The organism is Exiguobacterium sp. SH1S21 (genome assembly GCF_004337175.1).
GTDB classification, from domain to species: domain Bacteria; phylum Bacillota; class Bacilli; order Exiguobacteriales; family Exiguobacteriaceae; genus Exiguobacterium; species Exiguobacterium aurantiacum_A.
This window is the reverse complement of the sequence record NZ_SJUY01000003.1, coordinates 80,585-105,541: the sequence shown is the minus strand read 5'-3', so window position 1 is coordinate 105,541 and position 24,957 is coordinate 80,585. Positions and strand designations below refer to the sequence as shown.

Sequence of the window (24,957 nt, the reverse complement as noted above, 5' to 3'; positions counted from 1 at the left end):
AGATGGGGCCACAATTACTCACAACAATCGAACAGATTGCACAAGAAAAAGGGATCGAGAAAGAAATCATCATCGACGCGCTTGAACAGGCGCTCATTTCGGCATATCGCCGAAACGTCGCCAACCCGAACGAGCACGTCAAAGTTGAGTTTGACCAAGTGACAGGTGACATTCGCGTGTTCGCGCTTCTCGAAGTCGTTGAACGCCTGACGCATCCGGACCAACAGCTTTCGCTTGAAGAAGCGCACGAAATCGACCCGAACTTTGAGTTAGGGGACTTCCATAAAGAAGAAGTGACACCGAGCGACTTTGGTCGTGTCGCAGCGATGACGGCCAAACAAGTCGTCACGCAAAAGATGCGTGAAGCCGAGCGCGAACGCATCTACAACCACTTCGTCGATAAAGAAGATGAGATCATGACAGGGATCGTCGAGCGGTTTGACCCGCGCAACTTGTACATCGGTTTAGAGAATAACATCGAGGCGGTGTTGACGCCGAACGAACAAATGCCGAACGAGTCGTATAAGATTCATGAACGCATCAAAGTATACGTGACGAAAGTTGACTCGACGACGAAAGGTTCTGGCGCGGCGATTCAAGTGTCGCGGACACATCCTGGCCTACTTCGTCGTTTGTTCGAACTCGAAGTTCCAGAAATCGCGAGCGGGACGGTCGACGTCATGTCGGTGTCGCGTGAAGCGGGAGACCGTTCGAAAATCGCGGTCCACTCAGACATCGTCGATCCAGTCGGCGCATGTGTCGGTCCAAAAGGGCAACGTGTCCAGACGATTGTCGATGAATTGAACGGTGAGAAGATCGACATCGTCCGTTGGTCGAACGATCCAAAAGAGTTCGTTAAAAACGCACTCAGCCCGGCTCAAGTCGTTGACGTATACGTCAATGAACCGAACAAGTCGACGACAGTCGTCGTGCCGGACTATCAATTGTCGCTCGCGATCGGGAAACGCGGTCAAAACGCGCGCCTCGCCGCCAAGTTGACAGGTTGGAAAATTGATATTAAGAGTGAGACGGATGCAGAGAGCATGAACTTGTTCGATACGTATGCCGAAAAAGTTGAATCAACGCCAGAAATTGTTCACAATGAAGTTGAACAGACTGACTCGGTTGATGTGACGCTCGAACCAACCGCGGTAAAAGAAGAGGAATGACCATGAAGCAAAAGAAACTTCCTTTGCGTAAATGTGTGATCACTCAAGAGATGTTGCCAAAGAACGATTTGATTCGTGTCGTACGGACGCCGGAAGGCGACGTCGTCATCGACACGACCGGCAAACTGAACGGTCGTGGCGCGTATTTGTCAAGAGATATCGATGTGATTCGTTTAGCAGAGAAAAAACGAACGCTTGATCATCATCTGAAAGTAAAGACGAGCGAGACACTTTATGAACAGCTAGAACAAGCTGTCACAGGTGCCGAATCATGAGTCAGTGGGAATCATTGTTAGGCCTCGCCTCACGTGCGAGGAAGGTAACGATGGGAGAAGAGTTTGTCTTGAAGGATGTACGGGCTGGCCGAGCCAAGCTCGTCATTCTTGCCGGAGACGCGGGAGCGTCGACGAGAAAACGGATTACCGACAAATGTACATCGTATGGTGTTCCATTAATCGAAGTGAGCGACCGACATACAATCGGAGCTGCTTTAGGTAAAGACATGCGAGTCGTCGTGTCTGTGACAGAATCCGGATTTGCGAACAAGCTTAAGCAACTTCTCTCTTAACTATTAACGGAGGTGGATGCTTTGGGAAAACGCGTCTATGAATTTGCAAAAGAACAGAATGTAACAAGTAAACAAGTCATTACTCAGCTCGAGAAGATGAACAAGTCGGTGAAAAATCACATGGCTGTATTGGATGATGAGTCGGTCAAGCAACTCGACCGTGTCTTCAACCCTGAGAAATATCGTTCGGCTGAGAAGCAAGAAAAACCTGCTGAGTCGAAGCCGGCTGAAGCGAAGCCTGCTGCGAAACAAGAAGCAGAGAAAAAAGAAGCACCGAAAGCTCGTCCACAAACTTCTAGCGCCCCGAGCAATCAAGCGGGAAACCGTGGTGGCAACCGTTTCGGCAACAACCGTAACGATAACCGCAACAAAAAGCGCGGCGGTAAATTTAAAGGGAAGCCTGCAAAAGCGGCAATCCCGTTAGAAGCAGATCCAAATTCAAAAACGAGCCAGCGTAAAGCATCTCGTTTAGCGCAAGAGTCTGAAATGGGCAACGTCATCAAGTACGAGGATGTCCTCAGCGTATCGGATCTCGCGGCGAAGATGGATAAAAAGCCAAACGAGATCATCATGAAATTGATGGGTCTTGGCGTCATGGCGACGATCAACCAAACACTCGATGACGAGACGATCGAATTGCTCGCAACTGAATTCGGTTTCGAAGTCGAAAAAGAAGTCATCATCGATGAGACGGACTTCGAAGAAGTAGAAATCGACTTCTCTGAGTACGACCTCATTGAGCGTCCTGCCGTCGTCACAATCATGGGTCACGTCGACCATGGTAAAACGACGTTGCTCGACTCGATCCGGAACACGAAAGTCGTCGCTGGCGAAGCTGGTGGGATCACGCAGCATATCGGTGCGTACCAAGTTGATATCAACGGTAAAAAAATCACATTCCTCGACACACCAGGTCACGCCGCCTTTACGACGATGCGTGCCCGTGGAGCTGAAGTGACGGATATCGCCATTATCGTTGTCGCAGCAGATGATGGTGTCATGCCACAGACAGAAGAAGCGATTTCTCACGCGAAGGCGGCGAACGTCCCAATCATCGTTGCCGTCAACAAAATGGACAAAGAAGGGGCTAACCCTGACCGCGTCAAACAAGAGTTGACTGAATTCGGACTCGTACCGGAAGAGTGGGGCGGCGAAACAATTTTCGTACCGATCTCTGCTTTGAAAGATGAGGGAATCGATGAGTTGCTCGAGATGATCTTGCTCGTTTCAGAAGTCGAAGAGTACAAGTCGACGCCTGAAATGCCAGCTCGCGGTTCGGTCATCGAAGCGAAGCTCGATAAAGGTCGCGGTCCTGTCGCCACGCTTCTCGTTCAACACGGGACACTTCGTATCGGTGACTCGATCGTCGTCGGCAGCACGTTCGGACGTGTCCGGGCCATGGTCAACGATATCGGTCGTCGTGTGAAAGAAGTTGGTCCATCGACGCCAATCGAAATTACAGGATTAAACGATGTCCCACAAGCTGGTGACCAGTTCATCGTCTTCGAAGACGAGAAAAAAGCACGTGCAATCGGAGAGAAACGTTACCAACGTTACCTCGAGTCGCAGCGCCGTGAATCGGCTAAAGTCAGTCTTGAAGACTTGTTCAGCCGGATTCAAGAAGGCGAAGTCAAAGACTTGAACGTCATCATCAAAGCAGACGTTCAAGGATCGGCTGAAGCGCTCGCTGGATCACTCCGCAAAATCGACGTCGCAGGCGTCAAGATCAACATCGTGCATCAAGGTGTCGGTGCGATCACAGAAGGTGACGTCATCCTCGCTTCAGCAGCGAACGCGATCATCATCGGATTCAACGTCCGTCCAGACGGTAACGCCCGATCAATGGCCGAACAAGAACACGTTGAAATGCGTCTGCACCGTATCATCTATAACGCGATCGATGAAATCGAAAGCGCGATGAAAGGGATGCTTGACCCTGAGTTCGTTGAAGAAGTGATCGGACAAGTCGAAGTCCGTGACGTCTTCAAAGTTTCAAAAGTCGGTGCGATTGCCGGCTGTTACGTCACTGAAGGTAAAATCTCACGTGATGCCGGCGTACGCGTCATCCGTAACGGGATCGTCGTGTACGAAGGTAAACTCGATACGCTCCGCCGCTTCAAAGACGATGTCAAAGAAGTTGCGACAGGCTACGAGTGTGGGATCAAAGTAGAGAAGTACGACGACATCAAAGTGGAGGACGTCATCGAAGCGTTCGTCATGAAAGAAGTCGAACGTAAATAAAGTGAGGAGGGAACACGTATGAACATTCGTGCCCAACGTGTTGCTGAACAGATGCGTAAAGAGATCACAGATATCCTTTTACGCGAAGTCAACGACCCACGTACAAAGAACGCGACCATCACGAGCGTAGACGTGACGGGAGATTTGCAACAAGCGACGGCCTATTACACGGTGCTCGGAGACGTCGCCGAGGTGAAGGCTGAGACGCAGGCAGGTCTTGATAAGGCGAGCGCCTTCATCCGCCGTGAAATCGGCAGCCGGATCCGTCTTCGTAAGACGCCGGAATTGTCGTTCGAATACGATTCTTCGGTCGCATATGGTAGCCATATCGATTCGTTGATCCGTGATTTGAATAAAGACTAATAAATTGAAGGGGGGACTTGTGTCTCCCCTTTTTTGATATGGAGGAATGAACGTGGAACCGACAGGGATTTTAATACTAGACAAAGACAGCGGGATGACGAGCCACGATTGCGTCTTCAAGCTGCGTAAACTGTTTCAAACGAAAAAAGTTGGCCATACCGGCACGCTCGACCCGGAAGTGACCGGCGTTTTGCCGATCTGTTTCGGCCGTGCGACGAAACTGTCCCGGTTTTTGACGGATGAGGGCAAGCGCTACGTCGCCGAAGTCACGATTGGGACGGCGACGATGACGGAAGACGCACACGGCGAAGTCGTCGCGCAAACAGATGTCGCGTCGGATGCGTTCACGGGTGAAGCTATCGACCGCGTTCTCGGCACGTTGATCGGAAGCATCGAGCAGGTGCCTCCTTACTTCTCGGCCGTCAAAGTGAACGGGAAGAAGCTATACGAATACGCCCGCAAAGGGCAGACGGTCGAACGGCCGCGCCGCATCGTCGAGATTCACCGGTTAGAACGGACGAACGAACCTGTCTTCGAGGACGGCGTCTGCCGGTTTCGCATCGATGTCGAGTGCGGAAAAGGCACGTTTATTCGGACACTTGCCGTCCAAATCGGGGAAGGGCTCGGTTACCCGGCCCATATGAGCGACCTGCGTCGCACACGGTCAGGCACGTTCGATGAAAGGGACGCTGTGACGCTCGCGGAGCTCGCGGCGTTAGAGACGGTCGAGGCACGCGCTGAACGGCTCATCCCGCTCGAGGACGTGATCAAACGTTGGCCTTCCATCACCATTCCGGCTAACCGGGAACGGTATATTCGCAACGGTGGGCGCTTAAACGACGTCTCGCTCGAATTTGAACTGTTTACTGTCTATAATGAAGAAGGAATTCCGCTCGCCCTCTATAGACGGCTTGACGGAACGACAGACGCAATAGTCGAGGTCATGTTGACAATCGACTAAGGGGGAATTTGAAGTATGGAAACGATACATCTCACACATCCCGAGACGCCAGAGTTTGTCCCTTCGGTCATGGTACTCGGATTCTTCGACGGCGTTCACATCGGACATCAAGCCGTGATTGAGCACGCCAAACAGCACGCGGAGCAGCTTGACGTTCCCGTGACCGTCGTCACGTTCGATCCGCACCCGAAACAAGTGCTGTCGAACAATGCAGATGCTGTCCGTTATATCACGCCGCTCAAACGGAAATTACAGCGGATCGCCGCGCTCGGTGTCGAACGTTGTCTCGTCTTGACGTTCACAAAGCAATTGGCATCACTGTCACCGCAACAGTTCGTCGACGATTATTTGATCGGCGCGGGCGCCGTGCACGTGACGGCCGGATTTGACTATTCGTACGGGAAATTCGGGGAAGGGACGATGGAGACGATGCCCTATCACGCCCGAGGACGCTTCACGACGTCCGTCGTCGCCGAACAGACGAGTGACGGTGACAAAGTCTCTTCGACTCGGATTCGCAAACTTCTTGGCGCAGGCAGTGTTGACCTGGCGAGTGAGCTGTTAGGGGCGCCTTACGTCATCTGTGGCGAAGTCATCCATGGTGACGCCAGAGGGCGGACGATCGGCTATCCGACCGCGAACATGGTGATGGATGCGTCTTATGTCATGCCACGGCTCGGTGTTTATGCGACCCGCGTCCGCCTAGAAGACGGCCGGACGTTTGATGCGATGACGAACGTTGGTCGACGGCCGACGTTTTATGACACCGGAGACGTCTCGATTGAAAGTCATTTATTTGATTTTTCGGAGGACTTGTACGGACAGTTGCTCGAAATCGAATGGGTTCACTATTTGCGCGATGAACGGGCGTTCGACGGACTCGATTCGCTGATCGCCCAGTTGAAACAAGATGAGACGGCGGCCCGGGCAATCCTATCTTGACTTTGGAGTAGCGGTCATGTATTCTAGTTTGGTACGCAAAGTACACCGCTTCGCTTGGCTGGACCGATTCACCAACGACGGCTCGGCAACGCGGCAATTTTCTATTAAATGGAGGTGGAGAGGCAATGGCACTCTCAAAAGAACGTAAAAATGAAATCATCGCGGAATACGCGACAAAACAAGGTGACACTGGTTCACCGGAAGTTCAAGTTGCTGTTTTGACTGAACAAATCAACACTTTGAACGAACATCTTCGCACACATAAGAAAGACCACCACTCACGTCGCGGTCTTTTGAAAATGGTTGGACGTCGCCGTAACTTGCTCACGTACCTTCGTAACAAGGACGTAACACGTTACCGTGAATTGATTCAACGCCTTGGTCTCCGTCGTTAATCCGAACGGGCCAAATGACGGACTGGGACATTCGTTCCTAGTCCGTTTCTTCTTTTTTTGGAGGAAAATCATTAGACAAACATATGAATGAGTTACATAATAAACTAGATAAGGTTTGAGAGGAGAATGTACATGTTAGGTACGAAACAAGTTTTTTCTACAGAATGGGGCGGGCGTCCGCTGTCTGTAGAAGTAGGTCAACTCGCGAAGCAAGCGAACGGTTCTGCACTCGTCCGGTACGGGGACACGGTCGTGCTCGCCGCGGTCACAGCTTCAAAAGGACCAAAGGATTTAGATTTCTTCCCGCTTACGGTCAACTATGAAGAAAAATTATACTCGGTCGGTAAAATCCCAGGAGGTTTCCTTCGTCGGGAAGGTCGTCCTGGTGAGAATGCGATTTTAACGTCACGTCTCATCGACCGTCCAATCCGTCCATTATTCCCAGACGGATTCCGTCACGACATCCAAGTCATGATTTACGTCATGTCGAACGATCCGGACTGCTCGGCTGAGATGGCCGGTATGCTCGGAACGTCGATCGCCTTGTCGATCTCGGACATCCCGTTTGATGGACCGATCGCTGGAGCGACGGTCGGACGTGTGGACGGACAGTTCGTCGTCAACCCGACGGTCGCACAACTCGAGAAGACAGATCTTGAACTTCAAGTCGCCGGAACGGCAACTGCGATCAACATGGTCGAAGCAGGCGCGAACGAAGTGCCAGAAGACGTCATGCTCGAATCGATCTTGTTCGGTCATGAAGAGATCAAAAAGCTCGTCGCGTTCCAAACAGAAATCGTCGAAGCGGTCGGGAAACCGAAGTTTGAATACACGGTCTCTAAATTTGACGACGTGTTGTCACAAGAACTTGAAGCGGCTCGTCCAGAAATTAACGCTGCAGTTCAAGTTGAAGAGAAACACGCGCGTGACGAAGCGATCAACGAAGTCATCGCGAAGTATGTCACGTCGTACGAAGCGCGTCTCGCTGACGAGCCGGCCAAGTTGAAAGAAGTATCTGGTATTTTGAACAAGTTTGTCAAAGACGAGGTCCGCCGCTTAATCACGGTCGATAAAGTTCGTCCAGACGGCCGTCGTCCGGAAGTCATCCGTCCACTCGCTTCAGAAGTCGGCGTGTTGCCGCGTGCGCACGGTGTCGGTTTGTTCACACGGGGGCAGACGCAAGTCATGTCGATCGCGACACTCGGCGTCATCGGTGACGCTCAAATCATCGACGGCATCGGCTTAGAAGAGAATAAACGTTTCATGCACCATTACAATTTCCCGCCGTTCTCGGTCGGTGAAGCTCGTCCGGTTCGCGCGCCAGGCCGCCGCGAAATCGGTCACGGTGCGCTCGGTGAACGTGCGCTTCTCCCGGTCATCCCGAAAGAAGCAGACTTCCCGTATACGATCCGTCTCGTCTCAGAAGTGCTCGAGTCGAACGGTTCGAGTTCACAGGCTTCAATCTGTGGCTCGACACTCGCCCTCATGGACGCCGGAGTTCCGATCAAGGCACCGGTCGCGGGAATCGCGATGGGTCTCATCATGGAAGGCGAACACTATACAGTACTCACTGACATCCAAGGTCTCGAAGACCATCTCGGCGACATGGACTTCAAAGTCGCTGGAACGAAAGACGGGATCACAGCGTTGCAGATGGACATTAAAATCGCCGGCATCACGCGTGAGATTTTGGAAGAAGCGCTCGAACAAGCTCGTTCAGGCCGCCTCCACATTCTCAACCATATGCTCGAAACGCTTGACTCATCGCGTCCACAGTTGTCGAAGTATGCGCCGAAGATTGTCACGATGAAAATCAATCCAGACAAGATTCGCGACGTCATCGGACCTGGTGGTAAGATGATCAACAGCATCATCGATCAAACAGGTGTCAAAATCGATATCGAACAGGACGGTACGGTGTTCATCGCCTCGACCGATCAAGAAGGTATCGACATGGCGATGACACTCATCGGTGATATCATCCGTGAAGTCGAAGTCGGCGAAGTGTTCGACGCGACAGTCCGTCGGATCGAGAAGTTCGGCGCGTTCGTCGAGTTGTTCAAAGGCAAAGACGCGCTCGTCCACGTCTCTGAGTTCAGCCTCGACCGCGTCGCCAACGTGGAAGACGTCGTCAAGCTCGGTGACACGATCAAAGTCAAAGTCACAGAAATTGACGATAAAGGCCGCGTCAACGCCTCGCATAAAACGTTGATTGTCGAAGGGCTTTCTCCGGAAGAGCGAGAAGCGTATGAAGCGAAACGTAAAGCACAACGCGAGAGCCGTCCGCCACGTGACAGTCGTCCTCCGCGTCGTGACGGAGACCGCCGTCCGTCAAGACCAACAAACTAATTATTTTGGCCATCGTCTGGTGCGATGGCCTTTTTCATAGGAGTGATAAAATGGAATGGATTACCTTAAAGAATGGCGTCCGCATCGTGGTCGAACCGATGGCAGACGTCCGCAGTACATCGACCGGTGTATTCATCAAAGCCGGGACACGGACCGAGGAAGACAATGAGATCGGGATTAGCCACTTGATCGAACATATGTTGTTCAAAGGCACAAAAACAAAAACGGCGAAAGAAATCGCTTCATTCTTTGATGAACTTGGCGGCAGTGTGAACGCCTTTACTTCAAAAGACCATACATGCTACTACGTCAAGACGCTCGATGAACATGCTATCATCGCCTTCGACGCACTGGCCGACATGTTGTTCCATTCAGTCTTTGATGAGACTGAGCTTGAAAAAGAGAAACGGGTCGTGTTAGAAGAGATTAAAATGTACGAAGACACGCCGGAAGACCTCGTACATGAGTTGCTCGCCTATGCCGTCTACCGTGACGATATATTAGCGAAGCCGATTCTCGGGACGGAAGCTAGCGTGCTCAGCTTCTCTCGCGATCAATTGCTGCGGTACGTCGAATCAATGTATACAGGCAACCGCGTCGTCGTCTCGATCGCCGGTCATGTGACCGACGAGCTGGTCGAAGCGGTCACGTCGAGGTTTGCGGAACTCCCATCAGGGGAATCACCGAAAGAATCGACGATTCCGGTTCTATACAGTGATGTATTGAAAAAGCATAAAGAGACGGAGCAGGCGCACCTCTGTTGGAACTTCGAGGCGATTTCGGCAACGAACGACCGGCTCCCGCACCTCGCGCTGGCAAACAACGCGATCGGTGCGACGATGTCGTCGCGGCTGTTTCAATCGATTCGTGAAGAGCAAGGGTTAGCTTACTCGATCTATTCGTACTATACGACGTTCGTTGACCATGGCACGTTCACGATTTATATCGGGACGTCACCGGAAACGCTGACTCAAGTCGAGACGATCATGGAGCGTGAACTTGAAGCGCTCAAGGCGCAGGGGTTAACCGAAGAAGAAGTCGCTAAAGGCAAACGCCAGTTGAAAGGTTCGCTCGTCCTCGGCAACGAAAGCACGAGCGCCCGAATGAACCGGAACGGGCGTAACCTCGTCTTACTTGACGAAGTCGAGGATTTGGACGAAGTGCTCAATAAAATCGACCGCATCGAAACCGATGAAGTCAACGCCTTGATTCGGGAACTGCTCGGGCACGTCCCAGCAAAATCATATGTTCTTCCGTCCGAAGACTGACTTGAAACCAGATTGTAAGTTCTCTACACTGATTAAGAGGTATTCTTTACATTGGACAGGATACAGGTGAAAGAAGGGAAAGACTTGAACTTAACGGATTTAGTAACCAAGATACAGTTGATTAATCAACCAACTATAGAGGGCATCAACGTGACCCATGTCACGACCGATTCACGGGAAGTCGTACCCGGAACGCTGTTTGTCGCGATTAAAGGCTACACCGTCGACGGTCACGACTATGCGGACTTAGCGGTGAGTAAAGGGGCGGTCGCGGTCGTCAGTGAGCGTCCGCTCGACATCAGCGTCCCGAACCTGCTCGTGCGCGATAGTTCGCGTACGGTCGGCTTATTAGCGTCGGCATTTTATAACTATCCGTCTGAACAGATGCGTCTGTTCGGCATCACGGGGACGAACGGAAAAACGACGACGACGACGATTTTACGTGACGTTTTATCAAAGCTTGGACATAGCACCGGATTGATCGGTACGGTCGAGGTCCGGATTAACGATACGGTCGTCCCGAGCAAGAACACGACGCCGCAAAGCTCTGAGCTTCAGCAGCTACTCGCTCGCATGCGCGGTGAAGGGGTGACCGATGTGATGATGGAAGTGTCATCACACGGACTTGAGCTAGGTCGTGTCATCGGAACGGACTTCGACATCGTCGGTTTCACGAACTTGACGCACGACCATCTCGATTTTCACGGGACGTTTGAAAACTATGCGCGGGCCAAAGGTTTGCTGTTCGCCCAACTCGGACAGATGGCGTCGCGCGACAAAGTAGCCGTCTTGAATGCGGACGATCCGTATAGCAAGCTTTACGAGACGATGACGGGTGCTCGTGTCATCACATACGCCATCGACGAAATGGCGGACGTGACAGCGTCAGACATCGTTCAGACACTGTCAGACACGAGTTTCCGTCTCAACTATCAAGGAGTCAGTCTGCCGGTGACGGTCCAGTTCATCGGACGTTTCAACGTATACAACCTGTTGCTCGCGACGGGTTGCCTGCTCGCGGCTGGGTACAGCTTGCCTGAAATCATTCAAGCGCTCGAATCGATTCATCCGGCCAAAGGACGGATGCAACGACTCGACGTGCCTGGGTACAACGTCTATGCGGACTATGCCCATACACCGGACGGGATTGAGCAATGCTTGAAGTCGCTTGTCGGTGTCCCTAAAGAGAACATCGTCTTCTTGATTGGAACAGGTGGGAATCGCGATGTGACGAAACGCCCGACAATGGGCGAGATGGCCTCAAAATATGCCGGTACCGTCATCATCACGACGGATGATCCACGTTTTGAGGCGTATGATTCGATCACGAGCGGCATTGCCGCCGGGATGACCCATGACAACTTTGTTGAAATCGGCGATCGCGAAGAAGCGGTGTCTTACGCCGCACGTCTAGCCAAAGCGGATAATATCGTCGTGTTGGCCGGTAAAGGACATGAGAAGTACCAAATCATCGGTAACGAGAAAATCCCGCTCGATGAGGAAGCGATCGTCCGGGCGACAATTTTAAATACGGAGGAATCTTGATTTATGGCAGTACAACCGATTACCTTGACAGAGACAGAGCATGACGATTTCGTCAAAGCACACGACCGCGGCGACTTGCTCCAACTTTCGAGTTGGGCAGACGTCAAAAAACAAAATGGTTGGTCCGCTGAGCGGATTGCCGTCGCTACAAATAGTGAGACGACAGGAGTGGCGCTTCTTTTATTCAAACAAGTGCCAAAGCTACCGTTCACGCTTTGTTACGCACCGCGCGGTTTCGTCGTCGATTACGATGACGTGGCATCATTGCGTGCCTTGACCGAGGAAGCGAAACGCGTCGCCAAACTGAAAAAGGCGATCGTCATCAAAATCGATCCGAACATCGACCGGGACGAAGTACCGGGCTTACTTACGGAAATGTCTAGCCTCGGTTTTACACATAAAGGGTACGGCGGCGGCTTTGACTATGCCCAACCCCGTTTCACGATGGAGACGGACCTCCGTCCGAGCGAGAAAGATATTTTCGCCAAGTTCCATCATAAGTTTCGCTATAACGTCCGTCTTGCCGAGCGTAAAGGGATTGTCTGTACCGAAGTCGGTAGGGACGGCTTAAAAACGTTCGCCGAACTGATGAAAGTCACGGGCGAGCGTGACGGCTTCGCCATTCGCGGGCTAGATTACTTCGAGAACTTATACGATTGCCTGCAGCCGAATGACGCTCGTTTGTTTTTGACGAAACTTGAACCGAAACTCGCGCTCGATCAACAAATGGCGACGCTCGACAAGGCAAAACGGGACCTTGACAAGATCGAACGGTCTTTGGAAAAAGAAACGGTCGAGAAAAAACGGATCAGTTTGTCGAATCGTCAGAAACAGACGCGCGATCAACTCGTGAAAGCTGAAGCGGCCTTGCCGGAACTCGAACAGCTTCATGCCAGCTATCCGGATGGTCTCGTGTTATCGGGCGGCTTGTTGACGCTCGCCGGCCGCCGCTCGTATTACTTATACGGTGCTTCCTCGAATGAGTTTCGGGAGTTCATGCCGAACCACCTGATGCAATGGTCGATGATGCAATCTGCCAAGGCAAGCGGTGCCGAGCGCTATGATTTCGGTGGTGTATCGGGCAGCACGGATCCGGACGATGAATATGCGGGCCTGTATGCGTTTAAATCGGGCTGGGGCAGCGATCAAATCGAGAAAGTCGGCGAGTTCGACCTCGTCTTGAACCGCCCGCTCTACTTTGCCCTCGAGACAGGATTACCGCTCGTCAAAGGACTCCGTAAACGGTTAAGAAGATGAAATGGTCAGGCGTCTTGACGTTTGCGATGACGGCGTTTTTGATTGGGATCTTCTTGGCGTATACGTTCTCGCGGCCCGGGCCGATGCCTTGGGTCGATGAACCGACGTTCGAAGCCGGGATGTGCGAACGGAGCCCGCGCTCGGAACAAACGATTGTCGATCGTAGCGACAAGGCGTTTGCCAACTTGCATCCTCATGTGCGAGATCGTGGCGAATCGTTCGTAAGACTGGCGTCTTCATGTCTCGGGCTTGAAGTCCGCTTGACGTCAGGCTATCGTTCGGCCGATGAACAGAATGCGCTCTACGCGCAAGGACGCTCAAAACCAGGGCAAGTCGTGACGAACGCCAAGGCGGGACAAAGTTATCATAACTATGGACTCGCGGTCGATTTTGTCATCATCCACGATAACCGGGCCGACTACGATTTGAACGCAGATCACAATAAGTCGGGGGAACCCGACTGGCAAGAACTCGGTGAACTCGGAAAAGCGCTCGGCTTCGAATGGGGTGGGGATTGGAGAAGTTTTCCGGACTATCCTCACTTGCAGATGGACTTCGGCTTATCGGTTCGACAGCTCGCGGCTGGCAAGCGGCCGGACACTAAAGCGACGATGCCGCTCGCAGATGTGATGAAACCTCTAGTCGATTGAACGGAAATGGTGGCATATAAGCGTTTTTTCCGATACAATATTCAGTAGCGATAAGTGGACGAAACAGAATATGAATCATCTAGGAGGTTTTTGTTAGTGTCAAAGAAGAAGACAGAGAACGTTAGCGTCTTTGCGCTTGGTGGCGTAGGCGAAATCGGGAAGAACATGTACGTCGTGGAACTAGACGACGACATCTTCGTCATCGATGCCGGCCTTATGTTTCCAGGCGATGAGATGCTCGGGATTGATATCGTCATCCCGGACATTACGTATTTAAAAGAAAACAAAGATCGGGTACGCGCTATTTTCATCACCCATGGTCACGAAGACCATATCGGTGGACTCAGCTACGTACTCCGTGACTTGAAGCATGTCCCGGTCTACGGGACGAAATTGACGCTCGGTTTAATCGAGCTCAAGTTAAAAGAGGCGGGCTTACTGAAAGAAGTCGACCTTAGATTGATTGACGCTAAAACGAAATTGACTATCGCTGATCATTTCATCACTTTCTTCCGCGTCAACCATTCAATCCCTGACTGTGTCGGTGTCTGCATTCAAACGTCACAAGGCGCGATCGTTCATACCGGCGACTTTAAATTCGACTACACGCCGGTCGATGGGAAGCAGTCTGACTTTAACAAGTTAGCAGCCATCGGTCAGCGCGGTGTGCTCTGTTTATTGTCAGATTCAACAAACGCGGAACGACCAGGCCAAACAGGGTCTGAATCGTTAGTCGGTGCTGAATTAAACGATGTGATCTATCAAGCCGAGGGGCGTGTGATCGTCGCGTCGTTCGCTTCGAACGTCCATCGTTTGCAACAAGTATTTGCTGCAGCCGAGGCAAACGACCGTAAAGTCGCAGTCGTCGGACGCAGCATGGTCAACATCGTCGAAGTTGCGCAAAAATTGAACTACCTTCGTTTCAAGCCGAAGACGCTCGTCGAGCTCTCGCAAGTGAACCGTTTGCCGGACGATAAAGTTGTCATCTTGACGACCGGTTCGCAAGGTGAGCCGATGGCGGCTTTGACGCGCATGGCGCGTAACGCCCATAAACAAGTGAATATTCGCTTGAATGATACCGTGGTGATCGCGGCGACGCCAATTCCGGGTAACGAAAAATCGGTCTCGAAAACGATCGATCTCTTATTCCGTTCTGGTGCGAACGTCATCTATAACCAGCGTAAAGTGCACGTATCCGGTCACGGTTCGGCTGAAGAGCTCAAGCTCATGCTCAACCTCGTCAAGCCGAAATACTTCCTCCCGATTCACGGGGAGTACCGGATGCAGATGGCCCACTCGAAACTCGCCCAACAGGTCGGGATCAATTCGAGCAACATCTTTATCGTTGAGAAAGGTGACGTCGTCGAGTTCACGGGCCGTAAAGCCCGGATGAGCCGTAAAGTTCCTGCCGGCAACGTCTTGATCGATGGAATCGGTGTCGGGGACGTCGGGAATATCGTTCTCCGCGACCGTCGCCTCTTGTCGCAAGATGGTGTCGTCCTCTGTGTCGTCACGTTGAACCGTAAACAGAAGAAGTTGATTTCAGGCCCTGAACTCATCTCGCGTGGATTTGTCTATATGCGCGAATCAGAAGTGATGATCTCAGAAGCGAACCGGATTGTCACGAAACAGATTGAGAAGAGTCTCGAAGCTGGAAGTGATTGGACCGAATTGAAATCAAATATCCGCGAGCGGCTCAGCGTCTTCTTGTTTGAACAGACGAAACGTCGTCCGATGATCTTGCCGATCATCATGGAAATTTAAAGAATTGAGATCGAGGCAAAAGTCATCTGACTTTTGCCTCTTTTTTTAGGAGGAGTAGAAGTTGGCACAAAAAACGAGAAAGACCCCGGTGAAGCGTAAGCCGCGACCGACGACGAGGAATCGTAAGCGGAAACAGCCAATCCCACTTCGTACATATGGTTGGGCCGGCTTTATTTTGTCGATGATCGCGTTCATCTTTTCGCTGTTCGAGTTCGGCTGGGTCGGGACTCAGACAGCGACGTTTGCGACGACGCTGTTTGGGGGCTGGGGTGCACTCACATATTTAATCGTCGCATTCATCCTGCTTGTATTCTTGAATGATTTCCGTCCGATCCAACGAGCCGGCATCTTCTTGCTGTTCGTGTCCTTCCTATTGTTCGGGGACATGGTGTGGGGAACGGAACGGGGAGTGGTGAACGGGGCGCTCTACGGATTGAACCAATACTTGCTATCGGACTTCGGGATTATCTTCCTTGGCATCATCAGCCTCGTCGTTGGTGTCTCGCTTCTGTCTCCGGCGATTTGGCGGACAATCGGGAACCGGTTGCTCGAAAGTTTCGTTGCGATTAAACAAGAATGGCGCGACCGAGAACGTACACCTGCCAAACCGAAACCGACTGAGAAGAAGCGGGTCGACGCACGCGCGTCCGAATCAACACCCAAGCCTCAAGAAGTGGAGGCCGAGGCGGACGCCGTCGTCATGCATGATATTCCGATTGTCGGGTTTAGTGAGACCATCGACGCCGAGAAGCGTCAGAAAGTGTCTGACGAGACAGTGAAGAGCGAGGTCGTATCAGATATCACGACCGAGGACATGATGATGACAGCGGCTCAGGACGTGTCTGCGACATACGAATTGCCGAAGTTCACGATTTTAAGTGAACCGGTCGTGACCGACTTGTCAGGAGAGAACGCACGATTGAAGGCGAACGCAACGAAACTCGTCCAAACGCTCAAGTCGTTCGGCGTCGGGGTGAAAGTGCTCAAAATCCATCTCGGTCCGACTGTCACGAAGTACGAGCTGCAACCGGACATCGGCGTCAAAGTGAGCCGGATCACCTCATTGAGTGATGATCTCGCACTCGCACTTGCCGCCAAAGACATTCGCATCGAAGCACCGATCCCAGGGAAGGCGGCTATCGGCATCGAAGTCCCGAACCAAGAAGTCGCGCCGGTCTGTCTGCGTGAAGTGTTAGAAGCGGAGCCTGTCAAACGCGATGAGGCACCGCTCCTCGTCGCGCTCGGTCGCAGTATTAGCGGTGAGACGGTCACGATCGCGTTGAACAAGATGCCTCATCTACTCGTCGCAGGGTCGACCGGCTCCGGGAAGTCGGTCTGTATCAATGGGATGATCGTGTCTATTTTGATGCGGACACGGCCAGATCAAGTCCGCCTCATGATGATCGACCCGAAGATGGTCGAGTTGAACGTCTATAACGGCGTCCCACATTTATTGACGCCGGTTGTGACGGATCCGAAAAAAGCGGCTCAAGCGCTCAAGCAAGTCGTTGCCGAGATGGAGCGCCGCTACGAGCTGTTTAGCCGCTACGGTGTCCGTAACATCGAGGGCTATAACGACCTCGTCGACAAGTCAGAGGACGAAGACGCTAAACGGCTCCCGTTCATCGTCGTCATCGTGGATGAGTTGGCCGACTTGATGATGGTCGCCTCAAACGATGTCGAGGACGCGATTATGCGGCTCGCCCAGATGGCGCGAGCGGCCGGCATCCATATGGTGCTCGCCACGCAACGTCCATCCGTCGACGTCATCACGGGTGTCATTAAAGCGAACATCCCATCACGGATCGCGTTCGCGGTCTCGTCAGCGACCGATTCAAGAACGATCCTTGACGGCGGGGGAGCTGAGAAGCTGCTCGGTCGAGGCGATATGCTCATGCTCGCGAACGGAATGAACAAGCCGGTACGCGTCCAAGGGGCGTTCGTATCCGATCAGGAAGTCGAGACGGTCGTCAACCATGTCATCGCCCAGCAGCGGGCCCAGTACGTCGAGGCGATGATGCCAAAAGAAGAAGAAGTGACGACGATCGACTCGGACGACTCGTTGTTCGAAGAAGTCGTCCAATTCATCTTGACGCAAGAAACGGCGTCGACTTCGATGATTCAACGAAGATTCCGAATCGGTTATAACCGGGCGGCCCGCTTGATTGATTCGCTCGAACAAGCAGGGTACGTCGGTCCTTCGGAAGGATCGAAGCCACGGAAAGTACTCATTAACCAACAAGATGCATAATACGAAAAACGAACTATAAGGACGAATGCGTTCTAAATAGTTCGTTTTTTGTTTATTTTTAAAAGTATCGTCAATTCAGTTACCTCGCGTCGGATAAACATGTACAGTAGAAGTTATATAGCACATCTGGACTATATGACCTATTAAGACATACTACTGAAAACGTTGAAACGCTTTCATTTTTTAATACCGTTTTCATTTTACGATTTCTTTTCAAACACTCGTAGAACAGGTAATATAGACTAAGTGGTATACATAATCCCTTGGCTTTAAAACATTTCCTTGATTCCGAACAAAAAAGTATTGCGTTCTTTTTGCGGAATCCCTATACTTAGAATTGGCAAGGACATTCATACGTCAGATGTCTGAGCACTGGTAAGAAATAGGTAAAGGTGGTGAGGCCCATGTCGATCAAGCTCGATCATCGCTTGCTCTATCTTCGCGTGATTGAGAAAATCAAGCAGGATATCGACGATGGTGTCTATCGTGAAGGAGAGAAACTTCCTTCAGAATTCGAGTTGTCGAAGCAACTAGGAGTCAGTCGAGCGACGCTCCGAGAAGCGCTTCGCATTCTCGAAGACGAGAAATTTGTTGTGCGGAAACATGGTGTCGGGACATTCATCAGTTCAAAACCCCCATTCACTTCTGGGATCGAGGAACTGTTCAGTGTCACGGACATGATCATGCGCGCCAAGATGACACCAGGAACAAAAGTATTGGTGGCCGAAAAAGTGTTAGCGACAGAGAGAGAAGCCGAGCGTCTGAAAATTGAACCGAACTCACCGATTTATCGGATTGTCCGGATTCGTTATGCAGATGAAACACCGGTCGTTTACTGTGTGGATAAAATTCCAGCCCATCTCGTCTCTAATCCTGAAGCGTTGACAGAAGGGAAGTCGTTATTCGATGCGCTTGAAAAAGAGGTAGGACGTCGGGTCGCATATGCGATCACGCACATCGAACCGAGTGTGAGTTCAGAGATCTCGACTCAACTTCAAACGGACCAACCGTTACTCGCTTTAAAACAACTGCATTACGATGAGAGTGATTTACCGTTGCTCGATTCGGCAAACTTTTTCCGAGCGGACCGCTTCGACTTCCACGTCGTTCGTAAACGCGTCTAAGCAAGTTCTTGTAAGGCGGAAATGGTTATTTTTGGGTAATGGCGTGAAAGCGCTTTCTTATACCGGTGTAAAGACGACTGATGACATGACAACCTTAATTGTTATGATCCGAAAGGGGAAACACGACGATGATGAACAAGAAAAAAACGATTCTTTCAGCTTTAGCAGCAGGTCTCACGCTCTCAACAGTACTCGCAGCTTGCGGTGGGGATGAAAACGAGGGTACTTCTTCAAACGGCGAAGGCGGAGAAGCTAGCGATTTCAAAGTCGCGATGGTAACCGATACTGGCGGCGTTGACGACAAATCGTTCAACCAATCAGCTTGGGAAGGTCTTAAAAAGTTCGGGGAAGACAACAACTTGACTGAAAATGAAGGCTACAAATATCTTCAATCTTCGAAACAAGCGGACTATCAGCCAAACTTGCAACAATTGGCGCGCGATAACTTCAACTTGATCTACGGTATCGGTTTCTTGATGGGTGAAGATATCCAGAAAGTTGCCGAGCAGTTCCCAGACAACAACTTCGCGCTCGTCGATATGGTCGTGGACGCACCGAACGTCGCATCGATCACGTTTAAAGAACAAGAAGGTTCGTTCCTCGTCGGTGTCGTCGCAGGTCTCACAACGAAAACAGACAAAGTCGGTTTCATCGGCGGCGTCGAGTCAGACTTGATCAAAAAGTTCGAAAATGGATATAAAGCGGGCGTCATGGCCGTCAACCCAGACGCGACAATTGACGTCAAGTACGCTGAAGACTTCAACTCAGCTGAAAAAGGAACGGCGATCTCTTCAGGTATGTATGGAGCAGGCTCTGACATCATCTATCACGCAGCAGGCGGAACGGGTGTCGGTGTCTTCACAGAAGCGAAAAACCGTAAGAAGAACGGCGAAGACGTATGGGTCATCGGCGTTGACCGTGACCAGTACGAAGAAGGACTTCCTGAAAACGTAACGCTTACTTCAATGGTCAAACGTGTTGATACGGCAACTTACGAAGTATCGAAACTCGCAATGGAAGATAAATTCCCAGCAGGCGAAATCGTTGAGTTCTCATTGAAAGATGATGGTGTAGGTATCGCTGAAACATCAAGCGAAAACGTTGCAGCTGACGTCCTCACAAAAGTTGAGGAATACCGCACGCAGTTGATCGACGGCGACATCACGGCTCCAGCGACTGACGCTGAGTTCGAAGAGTTCATGAAAACAGTAAAATAATTCATTAAGTTAGGGGGGACCCATGCGGTCTCCCTTTACTTAAAGTTAGGGGTGGACTTTCTTGGAATATGTAATTGAAATGCTCAATATTCGCAAAGAGTTCGGAACGTTCGTAGCCAACGACAACATCACCCTCCAACTTCGCAAAGGCGAGATTCATGCGCTGCTCGGCGAGAACGGTGCCGGGAAATCAACGCTAATGAACGTCTTGTTCGGTCTCTACCAGCCAGAAGGTGGAGAGATTCGAGTGCGCGGGGAGAAAGTGAATATTGAAAATCCGAACATCGCCAATGATCTCGGAATCGGTATGGTACACCAACACTTCATGCTCGTCGAGAAGTTCACGGTGACCGAGAACATCATTCTCGGGTCTGAACCGAGAAGTGGATTGACGGTCGACCGGGCGACGGCTCGTAAAAAAGTAATGGACATTTCGGAACAATACGGTCTTCGCATCGATCCTGATGCCAAAATCGAGGATATTTCGGTCGGGATGCAACAACGTGTCGAAATTTTAAAAACGCTTTACCGCGGGGCTGAAATTTTGATTTTTGATGAGCCGACCGCTGTTTTGACGCCGCAAGAAATCCAAGAACTCATTCAAATCATGAAGCGTCTCATTGAAGAAGGCAAATCGATCATCTTGATCACGCATAAATTAAAAGAAATCATGCAAGTCGCCGATCGTTGTACGGTCATTCGTCGCGGACGCTATATCGGTACCGTCGAAGTCGACGAGACCGTGAATGAAGATAGCTTAGCCGAGATGATGGTCGGGCGTGAGGTAAACTTTGATGCGGAATATTCCAAGGCAGATCCACAGCAAGTCGTGCTCGACGTTCAACAGCTCGTCGTCAAAGACAGCCGCGGACTGAAAGTCGTCGAGGGCTTGGATTTACAAATTCGCTCTGGAGAGATTCTCGGTATCGCCGGGATTGACGGGAACGGTCAGACCGAATTAATTGAAGCGCTTTCAGGTCTGAAAAAGCCTGAAGCAGGTAAAATCTTATTGAACGGGAAAGACGTGACCGGCTTCACGCCGCGTAAAGTGACAGAGTCCGGTGTCGGGCACATCCCACAAGACCGTCACAAGCACGGACTCGTCCTCGACTACTCGATTCGTGACAATATGGTGCTCCAAACGTACTATAAAGAGCCGTTCTCAAAGCGTGGTTTGATGAACTATAAAGCCGTCGCTGATAAAGCAAAAGCGTTAATTGAGAAGTTTGACGTCCGAACTCCGTCGATCGACGTGCCAGCCCGTGCTCTATCTGGCGGTAACCAACAGAAAGCGATCATCGCCCGGGAAGTCGACCGGTCACCAGACTTGTTGATCGCCGCGCAACCGACGCGGGGGCTCGATGTCGGAGCCATCGAATTCATTCACGAGCAACTCATTAAAGAACGGGAGAAAGGACGCGCTGTCCTGCTCATCTCGTTCGAGCTTGAAGAAATCCTTCACGTCTCCGACCGGATCGCCGTTTTATACGAAGGAAAGATCGTCGGGATTCGCGATCCGAAAGAAACGACCGAGCAAGAGCTTGGCTTCTTGATGGCCGGCGGTAAGAGAGGGGAAGAAACAGTATGAACAAGCTAGCATATAATCGACTTCTCATCCCGCTTTTGTCGATCTTGATGGGACTACTCGTCGGTGCAATCGTCATGCTCATCGGTGGTTACAACCCGGTCCAAGGGTTCTCATCACTTTTCAGCGGCATGGTCGGCAGCCCGTATGCGATCGGTGAGACGCTCCGTGCGGCAGCACCGCTCATTTTCTCAGGTTTGGCCGTCGCGTTCGCGTTCCGGACCGGACTGTTCAATATCGGGGTCGAAGGTCAAGTCTTGATCGGGTGGGTGGCAGCGGTTTATGTCGGGATCAATTTTGACTTGCCGATGTTCATTCACTTGCCGCTCGCGCTTCTCGCGGCCATGTTCGCGGCAGCGCTATGGGCGTTCGTACCTGGTTTCTTGAAAGCCAAGTTCCACGTCCATGAAGTTATCACGTCAATCATGATGAACTATATCGCCCTCTACACGACGAACGCGATCTTGCGTAGCGTCATCGGTGTGACGAACGAACGGACCGACGATATTAAAGACTCGGCCTCGCTCGCCTCACCGTTGCTACAAGAATTGACGACGTTCTCGCGTCTGCACTGGGGTATTCTCATCGCCGTGCTCGCAGCGATCGTCTATTACTACATCTTACAACGGACGACGCTCGGGTATGAGCTTCGTGCCGTCGGATTTAACAAACACGCCTCGCAGTACGCGGGGATGAGCGTTAACCGGAACATCATTCTCTCGTTCGTCATCTCTGGAATGTTCGCCGGACTTGCCGGTGCGATGGAAGGTCTCGGGACGTTCAACGGAATGACGCTCAGCGCGTCGTTCACCGGCGTCGGATTCGACGGGATCGCTGTCGCCCTGCTCGGTGCGAACACGGCGGTCGGTGTCTTCCTGGCAGCCATCTTGTTCGCCGGTCTCAACATCGGCGGACTTGCGATGCAACTCGGGGCCAACATCCCGTCTGAGCTCGTCAAAGTCATCATTGCCGCCATCGTCATCTTCGTGGCGTCAGGATATGCCTTTAACTATGTGATTGAAAAACTTAAAGGAAACCGTAAGAAAGGAGTGGAGAAAAAATGAGCTTCTTAGAAGTACTCTACATCGTCGTTCCGGTTGCGTTAGCCTATGCGACTCCACTCATCATCGCGGCGCTCGGTGGTATTTTCAGTGAACGTTCGGGTGTCGTCAACATCGCTCTAGAAGGTATCATGGTCATCGGTGCGGCGACGGGGATCATCGTCACGCTCACATTGACCGATATGGGATTTGGCGGCCTCAGCCCGTGGCTCTCACTGTTGATCGCCATGGTTGTCGGCGCGCTGTTCTCGCTGTTCTTGGCCGTTCCTGCCATCCTCTGGCGGGCTGACCAAACCGTTCTCGGTGTCGCAATCAACATGCTCGCCGTCGGGCTCGCCATCTTCGTCGTTCGGGTTCTTTACAATAAAGGACAGACCGATTTCATCGAATATCGGATCGCCAAAGAGAACGTGCCGATTCTGTCGGACATCCCGGTGCTCCGCATGTTCTTTATCAACGTCCAATACACGTCGTTCATCGCGATCATCCTCGCGTTCGTCGTCTGGTTCGTCATCTTCAAGACGCCGTTCGGTCTTCGCCTTCGTTCAGTCGGTGAACATCCGATGGCGGCGGACACGATGGGAATCAACGTCACGAAAATGCGCTTCATGGGTGTCATGCTCTCAGGTGCGTTCGGTGGTTTGGCTGGTGCGGTCTATGCCGTCACGGTTACGACCAACTTCAGTGGGACGACGATCGTCGGACAAGGCTTCCTCGCCATTGCTGCGATGATCTTCGGGAAATGGAACCCGCTCGGTGCCCTAGGCGCTGGTCTATTCTTCGGGTTCGCCCAAGCGCTGTCGATCATCGGCAGTAACTTGCCGGTCATCAATAACGTACCGCAAGTATTGCTCTTGATCGCGCCGTACGCGTTGACGATCCTCGCCCTAGCAGGTGTCGTCGGACGAGCGGACGCTCCGAAATCAGTTGGTATCCCGTATATTAAAGGGAAGCGCTGACGAGGGAAAGGACATATGTCTCGTTTTGCCAAGGTTGTTTGACGCTTAAGTCAAACAACCTTTTTTGTTATACTGGTGTAGAGGTGAGACAATTGAAACAATGGTGGCAACTACTGCTCGTTCTCGTGCTGAGCGTCTCGTTAGCCGGTTGCTCGGTCGATGATTGGTTCGCCGAGCAAATCGAGCCGCCGGAATCACTCGTCGAACTCGAGTCGGATTACCCGGCAGCGGACGTCGGGACAAAAGTCCGAGCGCCGATTGGCAAGACGGAGACGGTCACGTTAGATCGCGTCATCGATGGCGATACGCTTAAAGTCGAGTTTGAGAGCGGTGCGACCGAGTCGATTCGACTCCTGCTCGTCGACACGCCTGAGACGAGTCATCCGACGTTGCCGGTCCAACCGTTCGGTGAGGACGCGAAGGCGTTCGTCGCGCGTTGGTTACCGGAAGGTGAGACGATCGTCCTCGAGTACGACGTCGGGCGGTACGACCGCTATCAGCGGACGCTCGCTTACGTATGGTATGATGACGCGATGCTCAATGAAGAGCTGCTGCGTCGCGGTCTCGCACGTGTCGCATACGTTTACGCCCCGAACACCCAGCACGTCGATGCGTTCCGCGATGTCGAACGCGCAGCCCGGCGCGAGCTGCTCGGCATTTGGAGCATCGAGGACTACGTGACCGGCAACGGTTTCGACCATGAAGCGGCGCGACCGGCGAAACCTCGATCGGAGCCGAGCGAAGCGTGTGACATTAAAGGGAACATTAATCGGGAAGGTGAGAAAATTTATCACGTGCCAGGCGGTGCGAGCTATGAACGCACGAACCCGGAGGAAATGTTCTGTACGGAAGGAGAGGCCGAGGCGGCAGGGTTTAGAAGAGCGGCCCGTTAAAAAAAGACATGTGTGTCAAGTTGACACACACGTCTCTCTTATTCGTATTTGAGTGCGTCGCCATCGAACGATTCGTCAGCGACTTTGATTGAGTCGGTCGGACATCCTTCGAACGCGTCCATCAAATCTTCCGACAGTTCGTCAGGTACTTCGACTGTCCCTGTGTTGTCGTCCATCAAGTTGAAGGCGAGACCTTCGTCATCATAGTCGAAGATGTCGGGAGCAGCAGCTCCACAAGCACCACATGCGATACATGTATCTTTGTCAACGATAGTAAATTTTGCCATTTGTAACCCTCCATACGTTTCGTCTCTCTGCATAGAAATGACTTTCTACTGACTATGAGTAATTGTAGTCTACATACCCTAATATTTCAATGAGGAAACGAATAACGT

At 51.8% G+C, this 24,957-nt stretch carries 22 protein-coding genes; 21 read left to right on the top strand and 1 reads right to left on the bottom strand.

Translation table 11 applies throughout. The features are described from left to right. Positions 1-2 precede the first annotated feature (2 nt). The 21 genes from nusA to EVJ24_RS05705 all read left to right on the top strand — a co-directional run bounded on the left by nusA (position 3) and on the right by EVJ24_RS05705 (position 24,562). Positions 3-1,169, top strand: coding sequence for a transcription termination factor NusA (nusA, locus tag EVJ24_RS05805; protein ID WP_070327466.1), 1,167 nt, complete (start codon positions 3-5; stop codon positions 1,167-1,169). After that, positions 1,166-1,444, top strand: coding sequence for an RNase P modulator RnpM (gene rnpM, locus EVJ24_RS05800; protein WP_236637565.1), 279 nt, complete (start codon positions 1,166-1,168; stop codon positions 1,442-1,444). Before nusA ends, rnpM begins: the two co-directional genes overlap by 4 nt. Further along, entirely contained in the window at positions 1,441-1,737 is a 297-nt protein-coding gene (locus tag EVJ24_RS05795; protein ID WP_070327464.1) for a YlxQ family RNA-binding protein, read from the top strand. The genes rnpM and EVJ24_RS05795 overlap by 4 nt, the downstream gene beginning before the upstream one ends. A 21-nt stretch (positions 1,738-1,758) precedes the next feature. Then, a complete protein-coding gene (gene infB, locus EVJ24_RS05790; RefSeq protein ID WP_070327463.1) occupies positions 1,759-3,978 on the top strand; it encodes a translation initiation factor IF-2 in 2,220 nt (739 codons plus the stop codon). 18 nt (positions 3,979-3,996) lie between these two features. Beyond that, positions 3,997-4,341, top strand: coding sequence for a 30S ribosome-binding factor RbfA (rbfA, locus tag EVJ24_RS05785; RefSeq protein WP_071399626.1), 345 nt, complete (start codon positions 3,997-3,999; stop codon positions 4,339-4,341). A gap of 46 nt (positions 4,342-4,387) precedes the next feature. After that, the gene (truB, locus tag EVJ24_RS05780) at positions 4,388-5,302 is read left to right on the top strand and encodes a tRNA pseudouridine(55) synthase TruB (protein WP_201740349.1); all 915 of its coding nucleotides are present in this window, start codon (positions 4,388-4,390) and stop codon (positions 5,300-5,302) included. 15 nt (positions 5,303-5,317) lie between these two features. Further along, entirely contained in the window at positions 5,318-6,244 is a 927-nt protein-coding gene (locus tag EVJ24_RS05775) for a bifunctional riboflavin kinase/FAD synthetase (protein WP_131440232.1), read from the top strand. 125 nt (positions 6,245-6,369) lie between these two features. Next, positions 6,370-6,639: a 30S ribosomal protein S15 gene (gene rpsO, locus EVJ24_RS05770; RefSeq protein WP_016508254.1), complete on the top strand. Its 270-nt coding sequence runs from the start codon at positions 6,370-6,372 to the stop codon at positions 6,637-6,639. A 132-nt stretch (positions 6,640-6,771) separates the two neighbouring features. Next, positions 6,772-8,988: a polyribonucleotide nucleotidyltransferase gene (pnp, locus tag EVJ24_RS05765; RefSeq protein WP_131440230.1), complete on the top strand. Its 2,217-nt coding sequence runs from the start codon at positions 6,772-6,774 to the stop codon at positions 8,986-8,988. A gap of 50 nt (positions 8,989-9,038) precedes the next feature. Further along, positions 9,039-10,256, top strand: coding sequence for a M16 family metallopeptidase (locus EVJ24_RS05760; RefSeq protein ID WP_131440228.1), 1,218 nt, complete (start codon positions 9,039-9,041; stop codon positions 10,254-10,256). A gap of 66 nt (positions 10,257-10,322) precedes the next feature. Further along, positions 10,323-11,801, top strand: a complete 1,479-nt coding sequence (locus tag EVJ24_RS05755; RefSeq protein ID WP_131440226.1) for a UDP-N-acetylmuramoyl-L-alanyl-D-glutamate--2,6-diaminopimelate ligase — start codon at positions 10,323-10,325, stop codon at positions 11,799-11,801. A gap of 3 nt (positions 11,802-11,804) precedes the next feature. Next, on the top strand, positions 11,805-13,058 hold the full coding sequence (locus EVJ24_RS05750) for a lipid II:glycine glycyltransferase FemX (protein WP_131440224.1): 1,254 nt from the start codon (positions 11,805-11,807) through the stop codon (positions 13,056-13,058). After that, positions 13,055-13,708, top strand: a complete 654-nt coding sequence (locus EVJ24_RS05745) for a M15 family metallopeptidase (protein ID WP_131440222.1) — start codon at positions 13,055-13,057, stop codon at positions 13,706-13,708. The genes EVJ24_RS05750 and EVJ24_RS05745 overlap by 4 nt, the downstream gene beginning before the upstream one ends. A gap of 96 nt (positions 13,709-13,804) precedes the next feature. Beyond that, the gene (locus tag EVJ24_RS05740; RefSeq protein ID WP_131440220.1) at positions 13,805-15,472 is read left to right on the top strand and encodes a ribonuclease J; all 1,668 of its coding nucleotides are present in this window, start codon (positions 13,805-13,807) and stop codon (positions 15,470-15,472) included. Between the two features lie 61 nt (positions 15,473-15,533). Then, complete coding sequence (locus EVJ24_RS05735) at positions 15,534-17,723, top strand: FtsK/SpoIIIE family DNA translocase (RefSeq protein ID WP_131440218.1); 2,190 nt, start codon at positions 15,534-15,536, stop codon at positions 17,721-17,723. Between the two features lie 404 nt (positions 17,724-18,127). After that, on the top strand, positions 18,128-18,847 hold the full coding sequence (locus EVJ24_RS05730; protein WP_016510124.1) for a GntR family transcriptional regulator: 720 nt from the start codon (positions 18,128-18,130) through the stop codon (positions 18,845-18,847). Between the two features lie 131 nt (positions 18,848-18,978). After that, positions 18,979-20,064, top strand: a complete 1,086-nt coding sequence (locus tag EVJ24_RS05725; protein ID WP_131440429.1) for a BMP family lipoprotein — start codon at positions 18,979-18,981, stop codon at positions 20,062-20,064. 61 nt (positions 20,065-20,125) lie between these two features. Beyond that, the gene (locus tag EVJ24_RS05720) at positions 20,126-21,652 is read left to right on the top strand and encodes an ABC transporter ATP-binding protein (RefSeq protein ID WP_131440216.1); all 1,527 of its coding nucleotides are present in this window, start codon (positions 20,126-20,128) and stop codon (positions 21,650-21,652) included. Then, the gene (locus EVJ24_RS05715) at positions 21,649-22,713 is read left to right on the top strand and encodes an ABC transporter permease (RefSeq protein ID WP_131440214.1); all 1,065 of its coding nucleotides are present in this window, start codon (positions 21,649-21,651) and stop codon (positions 22,711-22,713) included. Before EVJ24_RS05720 ends, EVJ24_RS05715 begins: the two co-directional genes overlap by 4 nt. Then, positions 22,710-23,669 carry an ABC transporter permease gene (locus EVJ24_RS05710; protein WP_071399634.1) on the top strand — a complete coding sequence of 320 codons (960 nt, stop codon included), beginning with the start codon at positions 22,710-22,712 and terminating at the stop codon, positions 23,667-23,669. The genes EVJ24_RS05715 and EVJ24_RS05710 overlap by 4 nt, the downstream gene beginning before the upstream one ends. An 83-nt stretch (positions 23,670-23,752) precedes the next feature. After that, positions 23,753-24,562 (top strand): thermonuclease family protein, encoded by an 810-nt coding sequence (locus tag EVJ24_RS05705; RefSeq protein WP_131440212.1) that lies wholly within the window; start codon positions 23,753-23,755, stop codon positions 24,560-24,562. 38 nt (positions 24,563-24,600) lie between these two features. Here the strand turns inward: EVJ24_RS05705 and EVJ24_RS05700 are convergent, their stop codons facing one another. Continuing rightward, on the bottom strand, positions 24,601-24,849 hold the full coding sequence (locus EVJ24_RS05700; protein WP_016510114.1) for a ferredoxin: 249 nt from the start codon (positions 24,847-24,849) through the stop codon (positions 24,601-24,603). Positions 24,850-24,957: the final 108 nt, after the last annotated feature.

Bases quoted from the DNA above. Each gene is read 5' to 3' on its own strand.
- EVJ24_RS05750 (WP_131440224.1), top strand. From the start codon at position 11,805: ATGGCAGTACAACCGATTACCTTGACAGAGACAGAGCATGACGATTTC.
- rpsO (WP_016508254.1), top strand. From the start codon at position 6,370: ATGGCACTCTCAAAAGAACGTAAAAATGAAATCATCGCGGAATACGCG.
- nusA (WP_070327466.1), top strand. From the start codon at position 3: ATGGGGCCACAATTACTCACAACAATCGAACAGATTGCACAAGAAAAA.
- EVJ24_RS05775 (WP_131440232.1), top strand. From the start codon at position 5,318: ATGGAAACGATACATCTCACACATCCCGAGACGCCAGAGTTTGTCCCT.
- rbfA (WP_071399626.1), top strand. From the start codon at position 3,997: ATGAACATTCGTGCCCAACGTGTTGCTGAACAGATGCGTAAAGAGATC.
- EVJ24_RS05745 (WP_131440222.1), top strand. From the start codon at position 13,055: ATGAAATGGTCAGGCGTCTTGACGTTTGCGATGACGGCGTTTTTGATT.
- EVJ24_RS05700 (WP_016510114.1), bottom strand. From the start codon at position 24,849: ATGGCAAAATTTACTATCGTTGACAAAGATACATGTATCGCATGTGGT.
- EVJ24_RS05725 (WP_131440429.1), top strand. From the start codon at position 18,979: ATGAACAAGAAAAAAACGATTCTTTCAGCTTTAGCAGCAGGTCTCACG.
- EVJ24_RS05760 (WP_131440228.1), top strand. From the start codon at position 9,039: ATGGAATGGATTACCTTAAAGAATGGCGTCCGCATCGTGGTCGAACCG.
- rnpM (WP_236637565.1), top strand. From the start codon at position 1,166: ATGACCATGAAGCAAAAGAAACTTCCTTTGCGTAAATGTGTGATCACT.
- pnp (WP_131440230.1), top strand. From the start codon at position 6,772: ATGTTAGGTACGAAACAAGTTTTTTCTACAGAATGGGGCGGGCGTCCG.
- EVJ24_RS05730 (WP_016510124.1), top strand. From the start codon at position 18,128: ATGTCGATCAAGCTCGATCATCGCTTGCTCTATCTTCGCGTGATTGAG.
- EVJ24_RS05715 (WP_131440214.1), top strand. From the start codon at position 21,649: ATGAACAAGCTAGCATATAATCGACTTCTCATCCCGCTTTTGTCGATC.
- EVJ24_RS05795 (WP_070327464.1), top strand. From the start codon at position 1,441: ATGAGTCAGTGGGAATCATTGTTAGGCCTCGCCTCACGTGCGAGGAAG.
- EVJ24_RS05710 (WP_071399634.1), top strand. From the start codon at position 22,710: ATGAGCTTCTTAGAAGTACTCTACATCGTCGTTCCGGTTGCGTTAGCC.
- truB (WP_201740349.1), top strand. From the start codon at position 4,388: ATGAACGTGGAACCGACAGGGATTTTAATACTAGACAAAGACAGCGGG.